Consider the following 24,600-nt stretch of genomic DNA (forward strand, 5'->3'; position numbering starts at 1 on the left):
TTCGCCGACGAGGTGACCCGTGTCGCCCGCGAGGTCGGCACCGAGGGGCGCCTCGGCGGCCAGGCCCAGGTACGCGGTGTGTCGGGCACCTGGAAGGACCTCACCGACAACGTCAACGTGATGGCGTCCAACCTGACCGGCCAGGTCCGCTCCATCGCCCAGGTCGCCACCGCCGTGGCGCGCGGCGACCTGTCGCAGCGGATCACCGTGGAGGCCGCGGGCGAGGTCGCGGCACTCGCCGAGGTCATCAACACGATGGTCGACACGCTGTCGGCCTTCGCCGACGAGGTGACCCGTGTCGCCCGCGAGGTCGGCACCGAGGGGCGCCTCGGCGGCCAGGCGCACGTGCCGAACGTCGCCGGCACCTGGAAGGACCTCACCGACAACGTCAACTCGATGGCCAACAACCTCACCGGCCAGGTGCGCAACATCGCGCTGGTGACGACCGCGGTGGCCAAGGGCGACCTGTCGAAGAAGATCGACGTGGACGCCCGCGGCGAGATCCTGGAGCTCAAGACCACGATCAACACGATGGTCGACCAGCTGTCCGCGTTCGCCGACGAGGTCACCCGTGTCGCCCGCGAGGTCGGCACCGAGGGGCGCCTCGGCGGCCAGGCCGAGGTCGAGGGCGTCTCCGGCACCTGGAAGCGCCTGACGGAGAACGTCAACGAGCTGGCGGGCAACCTGACCCGGCAGGTCCGTGCCATCGCCGAGGTCGCGAGCGCCGTCGCCGAGGGCGACCTGACCCGCTCCATCACCGTGGAGGCGGCCGGCGAGGTCGCCGAGCTCAAGGACAACATCAACTCGATGGTGGAGTCCCTGCGCGAGACCACGCGGGCCAACCAGGAGCAGGACTGGCTCAAGACGAACCTCGCCCGGATCTCGGGCCTGATGCAGGGCCACCGCGACCTGCCCGTGGTCGCCGAGCTGATCATGGACGAACTGGTCCCGCTGGTGTCGGCCCAGTACGGGGCCTTCTACCTCGCCGAGGACGGCGACGACGGGCCCGAACTGCGGCTCGTCGGCTCCTACGGCTACCCGGAGGAGAGCAGCCGTCCCTCCCGCATCGCCTTCGGCCGCACCCTGGTCGGCCAGGCCGCGCGCAGTCGGCGCTCCATCACGGTCGACGAGCTGCCGGACGGTTACGTGACCATCTCCTCGGGTCTCGGTGAGGTGGTGCCGACCGCTCTGGTGCTGCTGCCCATCGTGGTCGAGGGCCAGGTGCTCGGTGTCATCGAGCTGGCGTCGGTCACATCCTTCACCCAGATCCACCGCGACTTCCTCGCGCAGCTGATGGAGACCATCGGCGTCAACGTCAACACCATCGTGGCCAACGCCCGCACCGACGAGCTGCTGGGCGAGTCGCAGCGCCTCACGGTCGAACTCCAGGCCCGCTCGACGGAGTTGCAGGTGCAGCAGGAGGAACTGCAGCGCTCCAACGCGGAACTGGAGGAGAAGGCCTCGCTGCTGGCGGCACAGAACCGGGACATCGAGGCGAAGAACCTGCAGATCGAGCAGGCCCGCCAGGAACTGGAGACCCGCGCCCAGCAGCTGTCGCTGGCCTCGAAGTACAAATCGGAGTTCCTGGCCAACATGAGCCACGAACTGCGCACCCCGCTCAACAGCCTGCTCATCCTCGCCCAGTTGCTGGCGCAGAACCCGTCCCGCAACCTCACACCCAAGCAGGTCGAGTACGCCCAGATCATCCACTCCGCCGGTTCGGACCTGCTGCAGCTGATCAACGACATCCTCGACCTGTCGAAGGTCGAGGCCGGGAAGATGGACGTCACGCCCGAGCGGGTGACGCTGCGGCAGCTCATCGAGTACGTCGAGGCCACCTTCCGGCCGATGACGACGCAGAAGAGCCTGGAGTTCACGGTCACGACCGCTCCCGGCGCGCCCGCGGACGTGCTCACGGACGACTCCCGGCTGCGCCAGGTGCTGCGCAACCTCCTGTCCAACGCCGTGAAGTTCACCGAGCAGGGCGGCGTGGAGCTGAGCATCGAGCCCGCGGCGGACGGCGAGGTGCCCGAGGGCGTGCTCCGGGGCGCCGCCGTGGTGGCCTTCCGCGTCAAGGACACCGGCATCGGGATTCCCGAGCAGCACCTGGAGACGATCTTCGGCGCCTTCCAGCAGGCCGACGGCACGACGAGCCGCAAGTACGGCGGCACCGGCCTGGGGCTGTCCATCACACGGGAGATCGCCCAACTGCTCGGCGGTGCCGTGTCGGTGCACAGCACACCGGGACAGGGCAGTACGTTCACGCTCTTCCTGCCCGTGGCCCGCCCCGACTTCGAGGAACTGCTCGGCCACGGCAGAACCCCCGAGCGAGCCCCGGCCGAACCGGCGCCCCAGGGACTGTCCGGCTCGGCGCCGGTGCCCCAGACCGGGCCGGGCCCCCGGCCCCGCCGGCTGCTCGTCGTGGAGGAGCGCTCGCGCGGTCTGCTGACCCTCGTCGCGGAGAGCGTGGTCGCCGACCTGACGCACGGCCGAGCCGACGGCGCTCAGCGGCCCGCGGTCGACATCATCACGGCCGTCGGCGCGCAGGAGGCGGCCGGTGCCCTCGCCTCCGAGCCGTGCCACTGCGTCGTACTGGAGCTGGGCATGCGTGACGACGAGGCGTCCCGATTCCTCCAGGCGGTGGAGGGCGACTCGGCGCTCACGAGTGTTCCGGTGCTGGTGCACAGCAGCCACCCCGCGGACGTGTCCCTGGACGACGCGCTGCGCTCCCGCTCGGCGGGCGGCGCACTGGAGTTGCTGTCCAGCCTCGACGAACTGCGGGAGCGCATCGCCCTGCACCTGTCCGCCGAGGAACCCGGGGACGTGCTGTCCCTGGTCCGCACCGAAGGGCCGCAGCATCTGACGCCGCACACCGTCGACGACGCGACGGCGGGCCGCACCGTCCTCGTCGTCGACGACGACGCGCGGAACCTGTTCGCGCTGAGCGGGATCCTGGAGCTGCACGGCTTCCGCGTCCTGCACGCCGAGAACGGGCGCCGAGGCATCGAGACACTGGTGCACAACCCGGACGTCGCCCTCGTGCTGATGGACGTGATGATGCCGGAGATGGACGGCTATACGGCGACGGCCGAGATCCGGCGGATGCCGCAGTACGCCGACCTGCCCATCATCGCCGTCACGGCGAAGGCGATGCCGGGCGACAGGGACAAGAGCCTCGCCTCGGGTGCCAGTGACTACGTCACCAAGCCCGTCGACACGCGCGACCTCATGGCCTGCGTCCGCCGCTGGCTGCCCGCATGAGCACACCGGCGCCCGACCCGCACACCGGCGGGCCGGGTGTCCCGCAGCGCCTGTCGTTCCGCGCCCCAGGGCGCTCCAGCCGAGGAGCATCCACACCGTGAGCATGTCCGAGCAGCCGCGCGAGCCGGGCCAGGGTGGCGAGCCGCAGCGCGACTCGGCCGCCGGTCCGCAGTCCTCCCTGCCGTCGGTGACGTCCGACGCGCTCCCCCTGTCCACCGATGACACGTCGGACGGCCCGCCCGCCGACCTCGCAGATCTCTCGCCCGCCTCCCCGGTGGGCCGGCTCGCCGCCACCGTGAAACGGCTCAGCCGGGAGGTGCGGGCCGCCCAGGCGGAGGCCGAAGGGCGTGCCCTGATCGAGCTCGCCAAGGGCGTCCTGGTCGAGCGGCTGAAGTGCGGGCCGGCCCAGGCCGCCCGGCAGCTGGCCCAGTTGGCCGAGCAGGCCCAGGTCACCCCCCTGGAACTCGCCGTCGACGTCATCAACCAGGCCGCCCGGGACCGGATGTCCGAGGTGACGGAGGCCTTCCTCGCCGCCACCCGGGCCGCCGACGGGGCGGAGACCGAGTCGGCCGCCGTACGCCTGCGCGCGGCGGAGAGCGGCGCACTGGCGGCGGACGACACCCAGGCCGTCGCGGACGCGCTGCTGGAGCAGGCGCTGCGCCCGCTCGGCGCGGTGGCCGTGGCCATTTGGGCAGCGGGAGCCGACGGCTCGCTCACCCTGGCGGGCAGCGCCGGGTTCTCACCGGCCGAGGCCGCGCGCTGGCGCTACGTCCCGCCGGACGTGGTGACGGTGGCGCGGCGGGGCCTCATCGAGCGCGAGGGGCAGTGGATCACCACACTCGGCGCCACCGGACTGCCCACCATCGGCCTGCACCACCATCCGGACGGCGGCCGGGCCGCCCTGCCCGCCGGCACCGGAGGCCGCATCCACGGCGTGCTGGAGATCGCCTGGCCGGCCCCGCTCGCTCCGCAGCCCCCGCAGATCGTCCGCCAGGTGGAGGCGCTGGCCGAACTGTGCGCCCACACACTGGAGATGTACTCACCGCCGCCCGGAGCCGCCCAGGGGCCGCGTGTCCTGCCGGACGCCGCCGAGCTGATGGACCTGGCCGACGGGCTGCACGACCCCGCCCTGGTCCTGGTGCCGTACCTCGACGGCGACGGGCACCTGGTGGACTTCCGCATCCAGCACGTGAACAGCCGCTTCCTCGACCCGGCGGGCAGACCACGGGCGGTCGTGAGCGGCGCGCTGCTCCTGGAGGCCTACCCGATGGCCGCCGGGGACAGCGAGTTGTTCCAGCGCATCGAGCGGGTCTACGCCACTGGTGAGCCCTTCCGGACCCGCCGGATGAACCTCACCGCCCTCGTCGACCAGGTCCCCCTCTCTGCGGTCGCGGACATCAGCATCAGCCGCCACGGGACGTCCGTACTCCTCATCTGGCGCATCGAGGACGAGACGGCCCGGCTGGCGAGTCTCCTTCAGCACGCCCAACGGCTCGGTCGTATCGGCGGGTTCGAGGAGAACGTGCTCACCGGTGAGATCACCTGGAACGGGCAGCTCTTCGACCTCTACGGGCGTCCGCAGACGAGCACCCCGGTGGCCCTGGAAGAGCTGCCGGCCCATGCCCACCCGGACGACGGCGTCTCCATCCGCCGCTTCCTGCGCACGCTGCTGCACCACCAGCGGCCGGCGGCCGCGGCCTTCCGGCTGCAGCGGCCGGACGGGGTGACCCGGCACATCCGGATCGTCGCCGAACCCGTGCTCGACACCGACGACCGGCTGCTGCTGGTCCGCGGCGCCTGCCAGGACATCTCGTCCCAGCACTGGACCGAGGTGGCGCTCGCCGCCACCCGCGACCAGCTGGCGCACACCGAGCAGCAGGCCACCGAACGCAACCGGCTGACCCTGCAGTTGCAGCACGCCATCATGCCCCCCACGCAGGCACCGCTGCAGGTCTCCGGCCTCCAGGTGGCCGTCCGCTACCGGCCCGCGGAGACCGAGCAGCTGGTGGGCGGCGACTGGTACGACGCCGTCGTCCTGCCGTCCCGGCTGGTGCTGCTGTGTGTGGGGGACGTGGCCGGCCACGGCATCGAGGCCGCCACCAGCATGGTCGTCCTGCGCAACGCGCTGCGCGGCCTGGCGGTGACCGGCGCCGGGCCCGGCCAGTTGCTGTCATGGCTGAACATCGTTGCGCACCATCTGACGGGTGCCGTCACCGCGACCGCGGTGTGCGGTCTGTACGACCCGGTCCGGCGGACGCTGCGCTGGGCCAGGGCGGGTCACCTGCCGCCCGTGCTGGTCCGGGACACCGAAGCGGCTCCCCTGCCCCTGGTCAAGGGAATGCTGCTCGGAGCGGTGCCCGAGGCCGTGTACGAGGAGACCGAGATCCAGCTGGCCCCCGAAGACACCCTGTTGATGTACACGGACGGCCTGGTCGAACGCCGCGACCGGCCCGTCGAGGAGTCCCTGACCCACCTCCTGACCACCGCCCGTAGCGCACCCAGCACACTCGACCAGCAGCTGGACCGCCTGCTGACCTACAGCAGGTCGGACACCGACGACGACACGTGCATCGTGGGCATCCGGGTCGGGTGAGTGCTCGGCCCGGCTGTGCCGAGGGCTCCGGGGCCGGCCGTGGTGTCTTCTGGCAGTACGGCCCGGAGCACCGGCATACCCGCACCGATACGGACCTGACCAAGCCCTACCAGTCCTCGTAGCGCGGCGTCCACTGCGCCCGGGTGACCGCCTCGCGCAGCTCCTCCTCCGTCGCCCGCGGGGCCACCCCGTCCTCGACGGCGGCGAGGGCCGCGGCCAGGGCGATCTCGCGGGCGGACTCGCGCATCCCGGTCAGGGGCGGCAGCAGCGGCACGGGGCCGTCGCCGCCGTCCGCCGCCCGCACCGCGCACCGTGCGACGGCCCGGGCGGCGGCCACGAGCATGCGGTCCGTGACCCGCGTGGCCCGGCTCGCGGTCACCGCGAGCCCCATGGCGGGGAAGACGTACACGTTGTTCGACTGCGCCACCGGCACCCGGTGCCCTGCGACCGTCAGCGGCGGGAAGGGCGAGCCGGTGGCGATCAGTGCCCGCCCGTCGGTCCAGCGGGTGAGGTCCGCGGGCTCGGCCTCGGAGTGCGAGGTGGGGTTGGACAGCGGGAAGACGACGGGCCGTTCGCAGGCCGAGGCCATCTGCCGCACGATCTCCTCGGTGAACGCGCCGTGCGCCGTCGACAGGCCGATGAGCGCCGTCGGCTCGACCCGGCGCACCACTTCGGCGAGCCCGGTGCCGTCCCAGTCGGCCACCTCGCTGTCGTCTCGTGCGAACATCCTCTGCTGCGGAGTCAGTTCGGAGCGTGAGGACACCAGCAGGCCGTCGACGTCGAGGATCCAGAACCGTGCCGTGGCCTCGTCCTCCGGCAGGCCCTCGTCGACCATGGCCGTACGGATCATGTCGGCGACGCCGATGGCGGCCGACCCCGCGCCCAGGATCACCACGCGCTGCTCGGGCAGCGGGGTGCCGGCCACGTCCGCCGCGGTGGACAGAGCACCGAGCGTGACGGCCGCGGTGCCCTGGATGTCGTCGTTGAACGTGAGGAGCCGGTCGCGGTAGCGGGCGAGGATCGGGTGGGCGTGGGCGGTGGCGAAGTCCTCCCACTGCAGCAGCGTCCCGGGCAGCTCCGCCTCGACCGCCGAGACGAACGCCTCGATCATCTCGTCGTACTCGGAGCCGGTCAGCCTGCGTGCCCGGCGGCCCAGGTAGCGGGGGTTGCCGAGCAGGGTCTCGTTGTCGGTGCCGACGTCCAGAAGGACGGGCAGGGTACGGGCGGGGTGGATGCCGCCGATGGCCGTGTAGAGGCTGAGCTTGCCGATCGGGATGCCCATGCCGCCGACACCCTGGTCGCCCAGGCCGAGGATGCGCTGGCCGTCGGTGACGACGATGACGTCCACGTCGTGGTCGCGGTGCGGGCGGTTGCGCAGGATGTCCCGGAAGCGGTGCCGGTCCTCCCAGGTCAGGAACAGACCGCGCGGCCGCCGGTAGATCTCGCTGAAGCGCTGACAGGCCTCACCCACCGTCGGCGTGTAGACGACGGGCAGCAGCTCCTCCAGGTACTCGGTGACCAGACGGTAGAAGAGCACCTCGTTGGTGTCCTGGAGCTGCCGCAGGTAGATGTGCCGGTTGAGGGGCTTGTCGTAGCCGTGGAAGGCCTCGTAGGCGCGGGCGACCTGCTCGTCCAGCGTTTCCACGGCGGGGGGCAGCAGCCCGTCGAGTCCCAGCTCCTCGCGTTCGCTCCGGCTGAAGGCGGTGCCCTTGTTGACCAGCGGGTCGGCCAGGGTCGTGACGGCGGGGCTGGTGGTGGGGCGGGGGTGACGCGTCGGCTGGTCCATGAGGTGACGCCTTCCCGTGACGCGCCGGTTCGTGCGGGTGATGTGTGCCATCCGGATGAACCACCGGCCCCGTGGAAAAGCCCCCGGCCACCGACGAGTTCCGCCGTGCGTCCCGGCGTGTCCACCCCGAACGGCCCAATCACAGTGTGCCGGAGGAGGCGACGGCGGATGAGCGGTGTGACCGTGGTGGAAGGGATGCGCGTGCACCCAGGAACGAGGAGGCGCGATGGCGGAGGCAGTGGTCGAGGGCGGCACGAAGAGCGCTGCCACGAGGGGCGGCGCAGACCCGTCCCCGGGCGTCTTCGAGCAGCTCAGCGCCGTCGCCGACGCCGTCCTCTACGAGGGCTACCTCCTCTACCCCTACCGCCGCTCCTCCGCCAAGAACCGCGTCCGCTGGCAGTTCGGCGTGCTGTTCCCCCGGGACTGGGTGGAGGCGGACGGCCCCGTCATTCCCGGTGTCTCGGGCTCCGCCGACTCCTGGTACCAGCAGACCGAGTGCCTGCTGCGGGTCCGGCAGCCGGGCAGTGCCCGCGTACGCGTGCGGGTGCGCTACCTGCAGATGCAGCGCAAGCAGGTGGAAGAAGCAGGCCGCCCCGTCGAGTCGCTGCGCACCGACGACGGCACGGACCATCTGACCTTCGACGAGGCCCTCCCGCGCGAGTGCGAGGTCGAGGTCCCGCTCGACGAACTCCTCCAGGGCGGACGCACCGTCGCGGTGGGCGCCGCGGCAGGCGAGGACACCGAGCCGCTGCCGGAAGGCGCCGGGCGGGTGGTGCGCAGCCGTGAGGAGATCCGGGCCGAGACCACCGTCACCGCCGAGCGGCTTTCCGACGGCCTCTGCCGGATCCGCGTACGGACCACGAACACCGCGCCCGCCTCCCGGCCGCGTACCGCACGGGACGAGGCACTGCGCCGGGCCCTCATCGCCACCCACACCCTCATCGGCGGCGACGGGGTGGAGTTCGTCTCGCTGATCGATCCGCCGACGGACCTGGAAGCACCCGTGCGCGCGTGCCGCAACGAGTTCACCTTCCCCGTGCTCGGCGGCCAGGCCGGGGACGACCGCCGCGTCCTGCTGTCCGCGCCGATCATCCTGCCCGACCACCCCCAGGTCGCCCCCGAGAGCCCGGGCGACCTGCACGACGCCGCCGAGATCGACGAGATCCTCACGCTGCGCACGATGCTGCTGACCGACGAGGAGAAGCGCGAGGCGCGGGCCACCGACCCGCGGGCCGCGGCGATCCTCGACCGGGTCGACACCATGCCGCGGGAGGTCTTCGAACGGCTGCACGGCGCTGTCCGCTCCCTGACACCGGTCGCCGGCACACCGTCCGCAGACCGTCCCGCCTGGTGGCAGGAGGGCGCCGACGACGGTCTCTCCCCGACTACCGACACCGTGCTCGTCGACGGCGTCCGGCTCGGCTCCGGCAGCCCCGTACGGCTCCGGCCCCGGGGGCGCGGCGCCGACGCCCAGGACATGTTCCTGGCCGGGCGGACCGCCGAGGTCGCCGCCGTCTTCCACGACGTCGACGGCAGCGTGCACCTCGCCGTCACCCTCGACGACGACCCGGCCGCCGAACTGAACAACTGGTACGGCCGCTTCCACTACTTCCGGCCCGACGAGCTCGAACCCCTCGAGCCCGCCGGATCCCCGGACGAGCCGTCGGCACCGGCTCCCGCCGCAGCTCCGGCGCGGCACACGACCGACTCCGAGACCCCCGCAGCGGAGGCCGAGTGACATGACAACGCACAGCAGCACCACCGAAGTCAGCAAGGAGCCCGAACGGTCCGAGGACCGCAAGGGCATAGACGAGATCCACATCCTCTGGATCTCCGAGGGCATGAGCTGCGACGGCGACACCGTCTCGCTCACCGCCGCCGACCAGCCCTCCATCGAGGACCTGGTACTCGGGCTGATCCCGGGCCTGCCCAAGGTGAACCTGGTCAACAAGGTGCTCTCGCCCAGCCTGGGCGGCGAGGACTTCCTCGCTCCCTACCGGGCGGCCGTACGCGGCGAACTGGGCCCGTTCATCCTCGTCATCGAGGGCTCGATCCCCAACCAGAACATCATCGAGGGCGACGGCTACTGGACGTCCTTCGGCAACGACCCGGAGACCGGGGAGCCGCAGACCCTCAACTGGTGGATCGACCAACTGGCCCCCAAGGCCTGGGCGGTGGTGGCCGCCGGCACCTGCGCCACCTTCGGCGGCATCCACGCCATGTCCGGCAACCCGACGGGCTGCATGGGCCTCGCCGACTACCTGGGCTGGGACTACACCTCCCAGGCCGGACTGCCCATCGTCAACGTGCCCGGCTGCCCGATCCAGCCCGAGAACTTCATGGAGACCCTGGTCTGGGTCCTCTACCACGCGGCCGGCTCCGCACCCCCGCCGCCGCTGGACCACATGCTGCGCCCGCAGTGGCTGTTCGGGAAGACGGTCCACGAGGGCTGCGACCGCGGTTCGTACTACGAGCAGGCCAGCTTCGCCACGGACTACAACTCACCCAAGTGCCTGGTCAAGACGGGCTGCTGGGGCCCGGTCGTCAACTGCAACGTGCCCAAGCGCGGCTGGATGGCCGGCATCGGCGGCTGCCCCAACGTCGGCGGCATCTGTATCGGCTGCACGATGCCCGGCTTCCCCGACGCGTTCATGCCGTTCATGGACGAGCCCCCGGGCAGCACCCTGTCGTCCCTCGTCGTCAAGCCGTACGGGGCCGTCATCCGACGGCTGCGCGGCGTGACCAACGAGCTGGTCAACCACGAGCCCAGGTGGCGCCACAACAAGCGCAAGCTGACCAGCGGTTACGACCCGCACTGGCGCCCCTGATGAAGCCCACCGGGCACACCTCCCACCCCCACACCACCGACAACGAGGGGCAGTACCGCAGATGACCACCACCGAGGCCCGGCCCACGGACCGCAAGCCGCCACAGCTCGTGGACATGTCCTGGGATCCGATCACGCGGATCATCGGGAACCTGGGCATCTACACGAAGATCGACTTCGCCAACCGGGAAGTCGTCGAATGCCACAGCACCTCGTCGCTCTTCCGCGGCTACTCGGTGTTCATGAAGGGCAAGGACCCGCGCGACGCGGGCTTCATCACGTCCCGGATCTGCGGCATCTGCGGCGACAACCACACCACCTGCTCCGACTACGCCCAGCAGATGGCCTACGGCGTCAAGCCGCCCCCGCTGGCCGAGCACATCGTCAACCTCGGCGAGGCCGCCGAGTACATGTTCGACCACACGATCTTCCAGGACAACCTGGTCTTCGTGGACTTCTGCGAGGCGATGGTCAAGGCCACCAACCCCGGTGTCCTGGCCCGCGCCGAGCGCACCGAGGCGCCCCGCGGCGAGATCCACGGCTACCGGACCATCGCCGACATCATGAAGGCCTTCAACCCCTTCGAGGGCGAGGTCTACAAGGAGGCCCTGAAGGTCAGCCGCGTCACCCGCGAGATGTTCTGCCTGATGGAGGGGCGGCACGTCCACCCCTCCACGCTCTACCCGGGCGGCGTCGGCACGATGCCGCAGCCGACCGTCTTCACCGACTACCTCAGCCGCCTCATGCGGGTCATCGACTTCGTGAAGAAGGCCGTCGCCATGAACGACGACGTCTTCGACTTCTTCTACGAGGCGCTGCCCGGCTACGAGGAGGTCGGCCGCCGCCGCACCCTGCTGGGCTGCTGGGGCGCGTTCCAGGACCCCAAGGTCGTCGACTACCGCTACGAGACGATGAACACCTGGGGCAAGGCGATGTACGTCACTCCGGGCATCATCGTCGACGGCGAACTGGTCACCAACAACCTCGTCGACATCAACCTCGGCCTGCGCATCATGCTCGGCAGCTCCTACTACGAGGACTGGGTGAACGAGCAGCCCTTCGTCACCCACGACCCGCTCGGCAACCCCGTCGACATGCGCCACCCGTGGAACCAGACCACCGTCCCGGTGCCGCAGAAGCGCGACTTCGACGACAAGTACAGCTGGGTGATGAGCCCCCGCTGGTTCGACCAGCGCACCGGCGACCACCTCGCCCTCGACACCGGCGGCGGCCCCCTGGCCCGCCTGTGGTCGACCGCGCTGAGCGGCCTGGTGAACACCCCGTACATCAAGTCCACCGGCCACAGCGTGCGCATCTCCCTGCCCAAGGGCGAGTCGCTGCCGGAGACCACCCTGGAATGGCGCATCCCGCAGTGGAGCAACACCATCGAACGCGACCGCGCCCGGCCGTACTTCGTCGCCTACGCGGCCGCCATGGCCCTGCAGTTCATCGAAGAGGCCATGGGCATGGTGCGCGCGGGCGAGACCAAGGTGTTCGAGAACTACGAGGTGCCCGACGAGGCGATCGGCTGCGGCTTCCACGAGGCGGTGCGCGGCGTCCTCTCCCACCACCTGGTGATCAAGGACAAGAAGATCGCCAACTACCACCCGTACCCGCCCACCCCGTGGAACGCCAGCCCCCGCGACATGTACGGCACCCCCGGCCCGTACGAGGACGCCGTCCAGGGCCAGCCCATCTTCGAGGAGAACGGGCCGGACGACTTCAAGGGCGTCGACATCATGCGCACCGTCCGCAGTTTCGACCCGTGTCTGCCGTGCGGTGTGCACATGTACGTCGGCAAGGGCAAGACGCTGACGACCCTGCACTCACCGACGTACGGGGCGAACCATGGCTGAGGCCGCCACCGCACGGCTGGCGGACCCGGACGTCGAGGCCCGGCTCGGCCGGCTCGACGAGCTGCTGGAAGGCCTCGAGTCCGCGCCCGGCCCCACGACACGCTCCGCGACCGAGGCGGTGGCCCTGCTGACCGAGGTCTACGGCGAGGCACTGGCCCGCGTCCTGGACCACGCGGACGAGCAGGTCGCCGAGCGCCTCGCCGAGGACGAACTGCTCGCACACCTCATGGTGCTGCACGACATCCACCCCGAGCCCGCCGAACGCCGGGCGGCCCGCGCGGTCGAACGGCTGCGGCCCGCCGTGCAGGAACGCGGCGGCGACGTGGAGTGGGCCGGAGTGGAAGGGCAGGTCGCCCGGGTGCGCCTGAAGACCGGCGGCGGGTGCGGGTCCGGCTGCGGCGGCGGAGGTTCCGAGGTCACCGACGCGGTCCGCTCGGCGGTGCTCGCCGTGGCGCCCGAGCTGACGGCGGTGGAGCCCCTGACCGAGACGGCCCCCGCCTTCGTACCGCTGACCACGCTGACGCACCGGGGTACACCGTGACCAACGACGGAGCACTGGCCCGCCTCATCCGCTCCTCGGCCGACCGCACGGCGGCGGCCGAGAGGGAGGTGTGCGACCTGTGCGCCGCACCGGTCGCCGACGAGCACGCCCACCTGTACGACACCGGCCAGGAGGAGGTGCGCTGCGTCTGCGGCCCCTGCTCGGTGCTGTTCGCCGACGCGGCGGCGGGGGACGGCCAGTACCGGCTCGTGCCCCGGCGCCGGCTCCGCCTGCCCAAGGTCGACACGGCCGTACTGGGCGTACCCGTCGGCCTGGTCTTCTTCGTGCCCCGGGCGGACGGCACCGTCACCGCCGAGGGCCCGAGCCCCGCGGGAGCCATGCGGTGGGAGGTGGACGCGGCGGCCTGGCAGGAGCTGGCCGGGACGTGTCCGCAGCTCGCAACCGTGGAACCCGAGGTGGAGGCCCTGCTGGTGAACACCGTCCACGGCCTCGACGAGCACTGGATCGTGCCGGTCGACGACTGCTACCGGATGATCGCCGTCGTACGCCGGGAGTGGCGCGGCCTGTCCGGCGGCGGCCGGATCTGGCCCGCTCTCGAGCAGTTCTTCGAGGACCTCACCGAGCGGCCATAGCCACGTACTCCGCAGGTCGGAGGCGAGGAAGGAGAGCATCTCATGGGCAACATCAGAGTGGGCCGGCCCCAGGCGAAGCCCGACACGCCCCGGCACGTCGCCGGCATGCACCAGGGCAACAAGGGACCGCGCGAGCAGCAGAAGGGCCACCACGAGGACGGCACCGCCGACGCGCGCCGCTCCACGGGGATCCACTGGAAGCGGCATGACGCCCTCGCGGAGACCATGCCGAACATCTCGCCGGGATGAACACCGTGATGGGAACGAGCAGGGAGTCGCCGCAATGAAACGAGCATGCAGACCCGTCGCGCGCAGGCGAGGCGGGATGAGCGGACAGCGGGTGCTGAAGGCCGAGGCCGTCCTGGTGGGCGGTGTGGTACTGGCCCTGCTGTGCTGGGAGTGGCCCAGCCTGAGGCGCGAGGTGCGGATCTGGCGGATGTCCGGCGGATTCCGCGCCGGCCACCGCTACCCGTGAGCCGGCCGTGCACGAACTGTCGATCGCGACCGCGATCATCGAGCGGGCCGACGAGCTGGCCCGGGCGGACGGGACGGACGCCGTCTCGAAGGTGACCGTCCGGGTGGGCGAGCTGGCGGGCGTCGTCCCCGACGCCCTCGGCTTCGCCTTCGAGGTGGCCCGTGACGGCACCGCCCTCGCGGGGGCCCACCTCGTCGTCGAGCAGATCCCCGCGCAGGCCTGGTGCGACCCGTGCGCCGAGGAGTTCCCGGTGGGCATGCCCCCGTTCTTCTGGTGCCCGCGCTGCGACCAGCCCTCCAGCGACCTGCGCAGCGGCCGTGAGCTGGAGATCGCCGGGATCGAGCCGGTGCCGGCGTAGACAGGCCGGTTCCGGCTTGGACAGGGAAGGGCCCCGCCGATACGCCGGCGGGGCCCTTCGCCCTCCTCGGGTCAGCAGATGCGCGGCAGCTGCTCCCCGAGCGGCAGATCCACCACCCGCGTCCCGCCGAGCCCGGTGGCGACCACCACCATCCCGGGATGCTCGGCGACGCACTCGCCGATCAGCGTGGCCCCGGCACCCTGCGGATGGGCCCGCATCGCCGCCAGGACCTCCTCCGCCCGCGACGGGGGCACGAAGGCGACCAGCCGCCCCTCGTTGGCGACGTAGAGCGGGTCGAGTCCGAGGAACCCGCAGGCGTTCGCCACCGCGTCCGGCACCGGAATGGCCCGTTCCTGCAACCGGACACCGGTCCCGGAGGCACGGGCGATCTCGTTGAGGGACGCGGCCAGGCCGCCCCTGGTGGGGTCGCGCAGCACATGGATGTCCGGGGTGACGGCCAGCACGGCCGCCACCAGATCCGCCAGCGGCGCGGTGTCGCTGGCGATCTCCACCCCGAACTCCAGCCCTTCCCGGACGCTCATGATCGCCACCCCGTGCAGCCCGATCGGGCCGCTGACGAGGACCGCGTCGCCGGGCCGTGCACGCTGGGGCCGGATGTCCACCCCGTCGGGCACGAGCCCCACCCCGGAGGTGGTGACGTACACCCCGTCGCCGTGCCCGGACTCCACCACCTTGGTGTCGCCCGTGGCGATCGTGACCCCGGCGGTCTCGGCGGCCGCCCCCATCGAGCGCGCGATCCGCTCGACGACCGTCAGCTCCACGCCCTCCTCCAGGACGAAGGCGGCGGAGAGGTAGGCGGGTTTCGCACCGCTCATCGCGAGGTCGTTGACGGTGCCGTTGACCGCGAGGTCGCCGAGGCACCCACCGGGGAAGAACAGCGGCCGGACCACGTAGGAGTCGGTGGAGAAGGCCAGTCGCGCGCCGCCCAGTTCGAGGACGGCGGAGTCGGCGAGACCGGCCAGGGTGGCGTTGCCGTAGGCAGGGGTGAAGATCTGCTCCATCAGCTCCGCCGACAGCGCACCCCCGCCGCCGTGCCCCATGACCACCACCCCCTGGTCGCGCAGCGGGGCGGGGCAGGTCCAGTTGGCCGGGTCGACCACGTCGGCGAGTTGTTCAGGCAACGGGAGCCACCTCCTGCGGTGCGGCCGTGCCGGCCTGCGGCGCCGCGGTGTTCATCCGGCGGTAGAGGTAGTAGGCCGCGCAGGCGCCCTCGCTGGAGACCATGGTGGCGCCGAGCGGGGTGCGCGGGGTGCAGGTGGTGCCGAACGCGGCGCACTCGGTCGGCCTGATCAGGCCCTGGAGCACCTCGCCGGCACGGCACTCGGCGGGCTCCTCGGTACGGATCCCGCCGACGTCGAAGCGGTGCTCGGCGTCGTACGCGCGGAAGGCGTCGGTCAGCCGCCAGCCGCTGGAAGGGATCCGCCCGATGCCGCGCCAGGATCGGTCGGTGACCTCGAAGACCTCCTCGATCATGCGTACCGCGGCCGGGTTGCCCTCCTCGCGCACGGCACGCGGGTAGGCGTTCTCCACCCGGTGCTCGCCGCGCTCCAGCTGGCGGACCGCCAGGCGGATGCCCTCCAGGATGTCCAGCGGCTCGAAGCCGGTCACCACCATCGGCACGCGGAACCGCTCGGCCAGCTCCGGGTACTCGGCCATCCCCATCACGCTGCACACGTGCCCGGCGGCGAGGAAGCCCTGCACCCGGCACTCGGGCGCCGTCATGATCGCCTCGACGGCCGGGGGCACCCGCACATGCGACACCAGCAGGCTGAAGTTGGACAGTCCCAGCCGGCGCGCCTGGTGCACGGCCATCGCGTTGGCCGGGGCGGTGGTCTCGAAGCCGATCGCGAAGAACACCACCTCCCGGTCCGGGTTGCGGCGGGCCAGCTCCAGGGCGTCGAGCGGCGAGTACACCACCCGTACGTCGCCGCCCTCGCCCTTGACCCGGAACAGGTCGCGGTCGGTGCCCGGCACCCGGAGCATGTCGCCGAAGGAGCAGAAGATCACCTCGGGCCGCGAGGCGATCTCCAGCGCCTTGTCGATGACCTCCAGCGGCGTGACGCACACGGGGCAGCCGGGCCCGTGGATCAGCTCGACCTGCTCGGGCAGCAGCTGGTCGATGCCGTGCCGGATGATCGAGTGGGTCTGCCCGCCGCACACCTCCATCAGGGCCCAGGGCCGGGTGGCGGTGGCGCGGATCTCGTCCAGCAGGCGTCGCGCCAGCTGGGGGTCGTTGAACTCGTCGATGTACTTCACCGGGCCTCACTCCCGCCGTCCTGGGGCCCCGCCACCGCGGCGCCACCCGCCTCCTTGGCCGCCTGTTCCCAGGCGTCCCCGAACTCCTCCTCCAGCAGCCCCAGTTCCTCGAACAGCTTCAGGGAGGCCAGGGCCGACTCCTCGTCCAGGCGCTGGAGCGCGAAGCCGACGTGCACGATGACGTACTCACCTACCTTGACGTCGGACACGTACTCCAGACACGCCTGTTTCTGCACGCCGCCGAAGTCGATCAGCCCGGTGAGCGGATCGGCACTGTCGTCGATGGCCACGACCTTGCCGGGCACTGCCAAACACATGGGTCACTCCTCCTGTCGTTGGTGCGCCGCGACCACCAGCTGGCCGAGGGCCAGCCCGCCGTCGTTCGGCGGGACTTCGCCGTGACGGAGCACCGCGAAGCCGTCTTCGGCCAGTAACCGCGCGCACTCCTCCTCCAGCAGCGCATTGGCGAACACACCGCCGCTGAGGGCGACGGTGGCCAGGCCGGTGTCCTGACGCGCCCGCCGGCAGATCTCCGCCACGGCCCGCGCCACCGCACGGTGGAAACGGGCCGCGAGCACGGCGGCCGGGGTGCCGCGCCGCAGATCGTCGACCAGTGCGCTCAGCACGGGCGCCGGGTCGAGCCCGCCGGCGAAGGCGTAGGCCGACGTGTCGGCGCCCCAGGCCGTGGCGGCCGCCGCCTCCAGCTCCAGCGCGGCCTGCGCCTCGTACCCGGCGCGATGGCACACGCCCACCAGCGACGACACGGCGTCGAAGAGACGGCCCATGCTGGAGGTCGCCGCACAGGCCAGACCGCCGGACAACTGCCTCTCGAGCAAGACCAGTTCGTCGGGCGCGCAGGTGGTCACGCACGGCAGGTCCGCGGCCCACGGCAGTCCCGCCGCCCACAGCCGTGCCAGGGCCAGACGGCACGGGTTGGCCACGCCCGCGTCGCCGCCGGGCAGCGGGGCGGGGGAGAGGCGGGCGTAGCGCCGGAAGCCGGTGTAGTCGGCGAGCAGGACCTCGCCGCCCCAGACGGTGCCGTCGTCGCCGTAGCCCGTGCCGTCGAAGGCGACGCCGATCACGGGGGTGGTGCCGTCGAGGCCGTGCTCGGCCATGGCGGAGGCGATGTGCGCGTGGTGGTGCTGAACCAGCACGGGGGCGTGCCCGGCCAGCCGGGCGGCCCACCGTGCCGAGTGGTACCCGGGGTGCCGGTCGGCGGCGACCAGTTCAGGGCGCACGCCGGTCAGGCCCCGCAGGTGTGTGTCCGCCCGCCCGGCAGCCTCCAGGGTGGCGAGGTCGCCCATGTCGCCGATGTGCGGGCCGAACCAGGCCTGGTCGCCCTCGCCGAGGCACAGGGCGTTCTTCAGGTCGCCGCCCACGGCGAGAGCGGGCCGCACCGGGACCGGCAGCCGCAGCGGGCGGGGCACATACCCCCGGGACCGGCGCAGCACCTGCTCGGTGCCGTCGGTCCGCACCCGCAGCAGGGAGTCGTCGCAGGGCGAGGCGATGGGCCGGTCGTGGGCGAGCCAGGCGTCGGCCAGCCCGGCGAGCCGGGTCAGCGCCTCGTCGTCGTCCGTGACGATCGGCTCTCCGGAGCGGTTGCCGCTCGTCATGACCAGCACACGCGGGCCGGGCGGGTCACCGGGCAGGCCGAACAGCAGGGCGTGCACGGGCGTGTAGGGCAGCATCACGCCGAGGTGCGGGCTGCCGGGGCACACACCGGGCGCGAGGCCGTCCGCCCCCGGGCGCCGGCGCAACAGGACGATGGGGCGCCGGGAGCCGGTGAGGGCAGCCCGTGCGGACGGGGAGAGGTCGGCGATCCGCCGTACGTCGTCGGCGTCCGCGCACATCACCGCGAACGGCTTGCCGCCGCGTGCCTTGCGGGTGCGCAGGGTCTCCACGGCCCGGGCGTCGGTGGCGTCGCAGGCCAGGTGGTAGCCGCCGAGCCCTTTGACGGCGACGATCCGCCCGGCGGCCAGCAGCGCCCGCGCCGATGCCAGTGCCTCGGCGTCGCGGGCCGGCCGGATCCCGCTCCCGGACGCCGGCGCCAGGCGCAGCCGGGGACCGCAGTCCGGGCAGGCCACGGGCTGGGCGTGGAAGCGGCGGTCGAGGGGATCGCCGTACTCCCGGGCGCACGCGGTGCACATCGGGAAGCCGGTCATGGTCGTGACCGCCCGGTCGTACGGCATGCCGGTGGCGATGGTGAACCGGGGGCCGCAGTGCGTGCAGGTGACGAACGGGTGCCGGTACCGGCGGTCGGCCGGATCACCCAGCTCCCGCAGGCAGTCCGGGCAGGTCGCCGTGTCGGGCGGGAGCAGGGTGCTGCCGGGGGAGCGGTCGGTGGTGCGGATGCCGAAGGCGCCGTCCGCTCCGGTGGCGGGCAGGTCCTCGAACCCGACGCCGGTGACGGTGGCCAGCGGCGGAGGGTCCTTGGCCAGCCGGTCGCAGAAGCCGGCGACCTCGTCCGGCGGGCCCTCCACCTCGATGAGGACACCGCTCGCCGTGTTGCTCACGAAGCCCGTGAGCGCGAGGCCGGTGGCGAGGCGGTGCACGTAGGGGCGGAAGCCCACGCCCTGCACGGTGCCGCGCACGGTGACGCGCCGGCGCACCGCCCGGGTGGCGGGCGCTGTCACGGGACGAGGCCGGCTTCGGCGCCTTCGTGCGTGTGCGTGTGGGTGTGCGGGCGGGGCGCCAGGGGCGGCCGGTGGACAGGGGCTCCGTCCCGGACGGCGAGCACCCGTTCCAGGAGGACGTCGACGCCGACGCCGGTGCGGGCGCAGGACCGCACCACCTCCACCCCCGGGTTGACCCGCTGGACGTTCGCCTCGAACGCCGACTCGTCGAACCCGGCCGGGCCGGCCAGATCGGTCTTGGTCAGTACCACCAGATGGGCGGACCCGAAGGCCGTGGGGTACTTCAGCGGCTTGTCCTCGCCCTCCGTCACCGCCATGAGCACGATCCGCAGACTCTCGCCGAGGTCGTAGGACGCGGGGCAGACGAGGTTGCCGACGTTCTCCACGAAGAGCAGCGACGTGCCCCCGGGCAGCCAGCTCTCCACGTGGCCGCGCAACTGCCGTGCCTCCAGGTGGCACAGCCCGTCCGTCAGCAGCTGCTTCACCGGGGCTCCCGACCGGGCCAGCCGGTCGGCGTCGTTCTCGGTCGCCAGGTCGGCGGTGAGCGCGGCCACCGGCAGGCTCCGCTCCACCGCCCTGGCCAGCACGCGTCCGAGCAGTTCCGTCTTGCCGCTGCCCGGGCTGGACAGCAGGTTGACCACGCTCACTCCGCGCCGGGCCAGCTCCTCACGCAGGTCCGCGGCCAGACCGTCGTTCTTCGCCAGGACGGCCTGGGTGACCTCGTCCACGGAATCGCACATGGGCGCCGCTCCTCGCGGGTCGGTAGGGAAATCGTTCCGCTACCGATCCTCCGCGCCGCCGCTCGCCGTGCCCGGCAGCCCGGCCGACGACAGGGCGGCTGATTCGTCCGTGCGGCTCAACGGGGGCGTGGCCGCCGGGTCGGCGAGCAGCACCGGCGCCAGGGTGTGCAGTGCCGCGACGGCCCGTCCGACCGCCTCGCGCACCGTCGCGCTGATGCCCGGGGCGATGTCCTCGTCGGCGGGTGCCCGCAGCTCGGGCTCACAGGCCAGGACCAGGACGCGGGGCAGCGGCTCGTCGCCCAGGTGGGCGGCCAGGGCGAGGACCTTCGCCGGGTCCATGCCGTGCGCCTCGGGCGGGGCACCCGCCGTGGAGCCGTCGGGCAGGTCCGGCTCGATCAGCGACAGCGTGCCCGGCTCGTGCCCCCGCACGGCCGCGTCGACCAGGACGGCCGTGTCGTAGCCGTCGAGCAGTTCGTACGCCAGGTCCATGCCGCGGATGCCGAAGTCCCGTACCCGCACCTCGGGCGGCAGCGGGTGCTGGTCCAGGGCGCGGATCACCTCGGGTCCGAAGGCGTCGTCCGCGAGGAAGATGTTGCCGACCCCCGCCACGAGCAGCCGCGCGCTCATCGCGTGTCTCCGGTGGCCAGCGGCCGGGCGGAGCCGTTCGGGAGCTTGCGGACGAAGGCGGACCGCAGCGCGTGGTAGGGCGCCCCGGGGTCGAAGAAGACGGCGCGCATACGGGCGAGTTCGGCCCGCCGGTATTCGGCGAGGGGCCGCTGGAGCTCGTCCGCGTGGCGGGCCGTGGCCTTGGCGGTGATCCGGCGTGGCAGATCCGGATCGGCGGCCAGGTCGGCGGCCAGGCGCTCGACCTCGGTGGCGAACTCCTGGGCTGCGACCGGCACCAGACGGTCCACCAGCCCGATCCGGGCGGCCGTCGCGGAGCTCACCGGCAGCGCTTCGGTCGTCAGCCGCTCGGCTGTCTCGGCACCCACCCGGCGGGGCAGCGAGTACGTCCAGTACTCCGACCCGTACAGGCCCATGTTCCGGTAGTGCGGGTTGAGGACGCTGCCCGTGCGGCACCAGACCTCGTCGGCGGCCAGGGCGAGCATGACACCGCCGGCCGCCGCGTTGCCTCCGAGGGCCGCCACGACCAGCCGGTCGGTGGTGCGCAGCACCGCCTCGACCACGTCGTTCATGGCGTTCAGGTTGGACCAGGATTCGCCCGCCGGGTCGCTCGACGCCTCGATGACGTTGAGGTGGATGCCGTTGGAGAAGAAGTCGCGGGCGCCGCCGAGCACCAGCACGGAGGTGGGGCGGGTGAGGGCGTAGCGCCAGGCGGCGAGCAGCCTGCGGCAGTGGGTGGTGCTCATGGCCCCGCCGGGGAACGAGAAGGTCAGGAAGCCGATGTGACCGTGCTGCCGGTAGCGGATGTCGGTCCAGGTGGTGCGGTCCGGGGGCAGTTCGAGCGGGGCGGCGATCTCGGGCAGCCAGTACGGGCGGTCGTTCGAACCCGGCATGCCCGGGCTGCTGCCGGGCGGCGCCGGGAAGCCGGAGAGCACCGAGGCCGCCGGGCGGCGGAACGGTGCCGGGTCACCGGAGCTCTTGCGGGGCCGCAGCTCCGGGATCCACACCGCGCCGTCCCGGGTGGCCCGGCAGACCGAGCCGGCCCGGGTCGCGAGCAGTTCCCCGGGCTCCCCGCGCAGCCGGTCCTCCGGGTGCCCGCCGTGCAGGAACACCTCCCGGCCGCAGATCTCGTCCCTCACGCCCGGTTGCGAGTCGGCCCCGCGGAGCTTGCACAGCACGCTCACCGTGCTGTCGTTCTCCCAGTCGATCCGCCGCTGCTCCTGTCGGAAGAAGTCCCGCCACACCACGTGGATCCCGGGTTCGCTCTGCGGGCGCGGTTTGTACGACCCGTCGGCGTAGCGCCGCACGGCCTGCAGCACGGCGGCCGTGGCGGCGTCGGCCACCTCGTTGCGGTACACGTCGCTCTTGCCCGCCGGCGGTACCGGGAAGGAGCCGTCCGCCCACACGTCCCCCGCGTCCATGGCGGCCTCGGCCTGGAGCACCGTCACGCCCCACTCGGACGCCTCCTCGGCGATCGCCCAGTCCAGCGACGACGGGCCCCGGTCACCGGGTGGCCCCGGGTGAACGATCAGGCAGGTGTGCTCCCGCCACACGTCCTCCGGCAGGGCCGACTTCAGCATCGGGGCGACGATCAGCTCCGGGCTCACCTCGCGTACGGCCTCCCGGACCGCTTCGGGGCCGTGCGAGGCGAGCACGACGTCCACGTGGTGCCCTTCGTCCGACAGTTCGGCGAACACACGCTGGGACAGGCTGTTGAACGCGCTGGCGACGAGCAAGATGTCCATGACATGGCATGGTCGCCGTTCGGGGGAGGGCCGAGAAGGACCACGGCGGCGTTTCGCGGGGCTCGGCCGCTTCCGGCCTACTCTTCGCCAGGCGGAGGCCAGCGGGACGCACCGCGTCATCCGCCACCGTCCCCTTGCCCATGCCCTGCCCCAGGCGCACGCTGTTCGTATGGGTGCGCAGGACGGCCCTACGCTCATCAACTCCGTGCAGCGGGCCATGCGGCTGCTGGAGGCGGTGAGTGCGCACGAGAACGGCGCGCCGGCCAAGCAACTGGCGCGTGAGACCGGGCTGCCCCTGGCCACGGCCTATCACCTGCTGCGGACCCTGGTGCACGACGGGTACGTGCGGAAGCTGGACGACGGCGGCTTCGTCCTCGGCGACAAACTCCAGACCCTGCAGTCCACAGGGCGTGCGCAGGCGCTGCTCAGCCGCGTGCGGCCCACTCTGGCCGCGCTGCGGGACGAACTCGCGACCCCGGCCTACCTCACCTTCTACGAGGAGGGCGAGATCCGGGTCGCCGAGATCGTCGACGGCCCCGGGACCCCCCGTGTCGATCTCTGGGTGGGCTTCGAGGACGCGGGGCACGCCACCGCACTGGGCAAGTCCGTCCTGCGGGAACTGGACGAGGAGACCCGCCGGGACTACCTCGCCCGCCACCACCTCGCCGACCTCACCCCGCGGACGATCACCAGCCTCCCGGAACTGCTCCGGCGGCTGGAGACACCGCCGCTGGCCCCGGCCATCACGGACCTGGAGGAGTACGCCCTCGGCACGGTCTGCGTCGCCGTCCCGGTCTACAGCGGGGACACGCTCGGCTCGCTCGGTGTCTCGCTGCCCTCGAACCGGCTCTCGCGGCTGCCGGAGATCCGTGAGCGGCTGCTCCCGACCGCGAGCCGAGTGACGAGGAGCCTCTCGCTCACTATCTGAAAATCCGCTTCTTGCCGGTGTCCCGGGTCACCCCGTTCCCTGAATAAAGCAGACATTTCAGGGGTGCGCTCCCAGACTCGCGCCCCGCGGACAGGCGAGGGACCCGGATAAAGACATGAGCCATGCGCGTGACCCCGGTGCCGACCACCAGCCGGTACGGCCGTCCAGAAGCCGAGGGGCCGGTGCCCGGGCTTCGGTCCGCAGACGCGCGGGCGCGCAGATGGCCGCCGGGGCACCCGCCCTGCCCGTCCTGGTCGTCGCCGGCGTCGTCTCCGCCGACCTCGCCGGAGGGACGGGGATGGTCTGGCTGCCCCTGCTCGCGGCCGGGCCCGCTCTGGCGGCCACGACCAACGGGCCACGCGGGGTCCTCTGCGTCGGACTCCTCGCCGCGGTGCTCGGTGTGACGCTCGGAATGCGGGACGGAGTGCCGGGCGGGGAACTGGCCGTGACGCTGTCGGCTCTGGCCGCCGTCACCCTCGCGAGCGGTCTGGCCAGTGCTCTGCGCGGGCGCCGGGAACGGGTGCTCGCCGCCGTCCGCTCGGTGGCGGAGACCGCGCAGCACGCGCTGCTCAGGCCTGTGCCGTCGACCGTCGGGCCGTTCCAGGCGGCCGTCCGCTACAGCGCCGCGGCGGCAGAGGCCCGTATCGGCGGTGACCTGTACGCGCTGATCCCCACCCCGCACGGAGTGCGGCTGATCGTCGGGGACGTGCGCGGCAAGGGGCTGCCCGCCGTCGGGACCGCCGCGCTGGTGCTCGGTGTCTTCCGCGAGGCCGCCCACGACGAAGCCGATCTCCTCGCCGTGGTCGACAGGATCGAACGGAGCCTCGCACGTAACCTCGGCCATGACGACTTCGTCACCGCCCTGGTCGCCGGATACCCGCGCGCGGGGCATCTGGAGGTGGTGAACTGCGGCCACGCGCCGCCGCTGCTGGTGCGCGCCTCCGGGAGCATCACCGCGGTGGAGCCCGTGCACCCGGCCCCGCCCCTCGGGCTGCGTGCCCTCACGGGTCACACCCCCGGGCTCCAGGCGCTCCCCTTCGGCGACGGCGATCAACTGCTGCTCTACACCGACGGGGTCACCGAAGCCCGCGACGCGGGCCGCGCCTTCTACCCCCTGGCCGAAGGCCTGAAGCGGCATGTCTCCCACGAGCCGGCACACACCCTCGGCGCGCTCCACGACGAACTGCTGGCGCATGTGGGCGGCCGGCTGCACGACGACGCGGCCCTGCTGCTCATCCGCAAGCCCGCCGCACACCTCGCGGAAGCGGAAGAAGTACCGGCGGAGTCTCCCGGGGAGAGCGACCTGGGCCCGGCCGCCGCCACCCCGGTGCCCGAGGCGACGCGCTGCTCATGAGAGCTGCCG

20 protein-coding genes are annotated in these 24,600 nt (G+C 72.4%); 12 read left to right on the forward strand and 8 right to left on the reverse strand.

Features of this window, described 5'->3' with window-relative positions:
- On the forward strand, nucleotides 1–3,261 hold a 3,261-nt coding region (locus ACFU3E_RS04255), incomplete at its 5' end, for a HAMP domain-containing protein (RefSeq protein ID WP_384151753.1).
- A 97-nt stretch (nucleotides 3,262–3,358) separates the two neighbouring features.
- Nucleotides 3,359–5,854 (forward strand): SpoIIE family protein phosphatase, encoded by a 2,496-nt coding sequence (locus ACFU3E_RS04260; RefSeq protein WP_384151756.1) that lies wholly within the window; start codon nucleotides 3,359–3,361, stop codon nucleotides 5,852–5,854.
- A gap of 106 nt (nucleotides 5,855–5,960) precedes the next feature.
- Here ACFU3E_RS04260 and ACFU3E_RS04265 read toward each other — a convergent pair whose 3' ends face one another.
- Nucleotides 5,961–7,640, reverse strand: coding sequence for an NAD-dependent malic enzyme (locus ACFU3E_RS04265; protein WP_384151759.1), 1,680 nt, complete (start codon nucleotides 7,638–7,640; stop codon nucleotides 5,961–5,963).
- A gap of 226 nt (nucleotides 7,641–7,866) precedes the next feature.
- On the opposite strand from ACFU3E_RS04265, the gene ACFU3E_RS04270 reads away from it, so the two are divergent.
- The 8 genes from ACFU3E_RS04270 (at nucleotide 7,867) to hypA (ending at nucleotide 14,290) form a co-directional block, all read left to right on the forward strand.
- Nucleotides 7,867–9,378 carry a hypothetical protein gene (locus ACFU3E_RS04270; RefSeq protein ID WP_384151762.1) on the forward strand — a complete coding sequence of 504 codons (1,512 nt, stop codon included), beginning with the start codon at nucleotides 7,867–7,869 and terminating at the stop codon, nucleotides 9,376–9,378.
- Between the two features lies 1 nt (nucleotide 9,379).
- Nucleotides 9,380–10,468 (forward strand): hydrogenase expression protein HypE, encoded by a 1,089-nt coding sequence (locus ACFU3E_RS04275; RefSeq protein ID WP_384151765.1) that lies wholly within the window; start codon nucleotides 9,380–9,382, stop codon nucleotides 10,466–10,468.
- Between the two features lie 61 nt (nucleotides 10,469–10,529).
- A complete protein-coding gene (locus tag ACFU3E_RS04280; RefSeq protein WP_031142140.1) occupies nucleotides 10,530–12,323 on the forward strand; it encodes a nickel-dependent hydrogenase large subunit in 1,794 nt (597 codons plus the stop codon).
- Nucleotides 12,316–12,864, forward strand: a complete 549-nt coding sequence (locus ACFU3E_RS04285; protein ID WP_384151768.1) for a NifU family protein — start codon at nucleotides 12,316–12,318, stop codon at nucleotides 12,862–12,864. The genes ACFU3E_RS04280 and ACFU3E_RS04285 overlap by 8 nt, the downstream gene beginning before the upstream one ends.
- Nucleotides 12,861–13,457, forward strand: a complete 597-nt coding sequence (locus ACFU3E_RS04290) for a DUF5947 family protein (RefSeq protein ID WP_384151771.1) — start codon at nucleotides 12,861–12,863, stop codon at nucleotides 13,455–13,457. The genes ACFU3E_RS04285 and ACFU3E_RS04290 overlap by 4 nt, the downstream gene beginning before the upstream one ends.
- A 42-nt stretch (nucleotides 13,458–13,499) precedes the next feature.
- Complete coding sequence (locus tag ACFU3E_RS04295; protein ID WP_384151774.1) at nucleotides 13,500–13,706, forward strand: hypothetical protein; 207 nt, start codon at nucleotides 13,500–13,502, stop codon at nucleotides 13,704–13,706.
- A gap of 76 nt (nucleotides 13,707–13,782) precedes the next feature.
- Complete coding sequence (locus ACFU3E_RS04300) at nucleotides 13,783–13,932, forward strand: hypothetical protein (protein ID WP_384151777.1); 150 nt, start codon at nucleotides 13,783–13,785, stop codon at nucleotides 13,930–13,932.
- A gap of 7 nt (nucleotides 13,933–13,939) precedes the next feature.
- Complete coding sequence (hypA, locus tag ACFU3E_RS04305) at nucleotides 13,940–14,290, forward strand: hydrogenase maturation nickel metallochaperone HypA (protein ID WP_384151780.1); 351 nt, start codon at nucleotides 13,940–13,942, stop codon at nucleotides 14,288–14,290.
- A 71-nt stretch (nucleotides 14,291–14,361) separates the two neighbouring features.
- On the opposite strand, the gene hypE is transcribed toward hypA, so the two are convergent.
- The 7 genes from hypE to ACFU3E_RS04340 are packed head-to-tail and all read right to left on the reverse strand — an operon-like array spanning nucleotide 14,362 to nucleotide 22,309.
- Entirely contained in the window at nucleotides 14,362–15,432 is a 1,071-nt protein-coding gene (gene hypE, locus ACFU3E_RS04310; protein WP_384151783.1) for a hydrogenase expression/formation protein HypE, read from the reverse strand.
- Nucleotides 15,425–16,567 carry a hydrogenase formation protein HypD gene (hypD, locus tag ACFU3E_RS04315; protein ID WP_384151786.1) on the reverse strand — a complete coding sequence of 381 codons (1,143 nt, stop codon included), beginning with the start codon at nucleotides 16,565–16,567 and terminating at the stop codon, nucleotides 15,425–15,427. Before hypD ends, hypE begins: the two co-directional genes overlap by 8 nt.
- Nucleotides 16,564–16,884, reverse strand: coding sequence for a HypC/HybG/HupF family hydrogenase formation chaperone (locus ACFU3E_RS04320; protein WP_248508706.1), 321 nt, complete (start codon nucleotides 16,882–16,884; stop codon nucleotides 16,564–16,566). The genes hypD and ACFU3E_RS04320 overlap by 4 nt, the downstream gene beginning before the upstream one ends.
- A gap of 3 nt (nucleotides 16,885–16,887) precedes the next feature.
- Entirely contained in the window at nucleotides 16,888–19,200 is a 2,313-nt protein-coding gene (hypF, locus tag ACFU3E_RS04325; RefSeq protein WP_384151790.1) for a carbamoyltransferase HypF, read from the reverse strand.
- Nucleotides 19,197–19,940, reverse strand: coding sequence for a hydrogenase nickel incorporation protein HypB (gene hypB, locus ACFU3E_RS04330; protein WP_384151793.1), 744 nt, complete (start codon nucleotides 19,938–19,940; stop codon nucleotides 19,197–19,199). Before hypB ends, hypF begins: the two co-directional genes overlap by 4 nt.
- Before the next feature lie 39 nt (nucleotides 19,941–19,979).
- Nucleotides 19,980–20,567, reverse strand: a complete 588-nt coding sequence (locus ACFU3E_RS04335) for a hydrogenase maturation protease (protein WP_384151796.1) — start codon at nucleotides 20,565–20,567, stop codon at nucleotides 19,980–19,982.
- Entirely contained in the window at nucleotides 20,564–22,309 is a 1,746-nt protein-coding gene (locus ACFU3E_RS04340; protein ID WP_384151799.1) for an enoyl-CoA hydratase-related protein, read from the reverse strand. Before ACFU3E_RS04340 ends, ACFU3E_RS04335 begins: the two co-directional genes overlap by 4 nt.
- A 169-nt stretch (nucleotides 22,310–22,478) precedes the next feature.
- Here ACFU3E_RS04340 and ACFU3E_RS04345 point away from each other — a divergent pair, with 169 nt between their 5' ends.
- On the forward strand, nucleotides 22,479–23,237 hold the full coding sequence (locus ACFU3E_RS04345) for an IclR family transcriptional regulator (protein ID WP_384151802.1): 759 nt from the start codon (nucleotides 22,479–22,481) through the stop codon (nucleotides 23,235–23,237).
- Between the two features lie 115 nt (nucleotides 23,238–23,352).
- The gene (locus ACFU3E_RS04350; protein ID WP_384151805.1) at nucleotides 23,353–24,591 is read left to right on the forward strand and encodes a PP2C family protein-serine/threonine phosphatase; all 1,239 of its coding nucleotides are present in this window, start codon (nucleotides 23,353–23,355) and stop codon (nucleotides 24,589–24,591) included.
- Nucleotides 24,592–24,600: the final 9 nt, after the last annotated feature.

This window comes from Streptomyces sp. NPDC057424 (assembly GCF_042803315.1).
Lineage (GTDB): Bacteria > Actinomycetota > Actinomycetes > Streptomycetales > Streptomycetaceae > Streptomyces.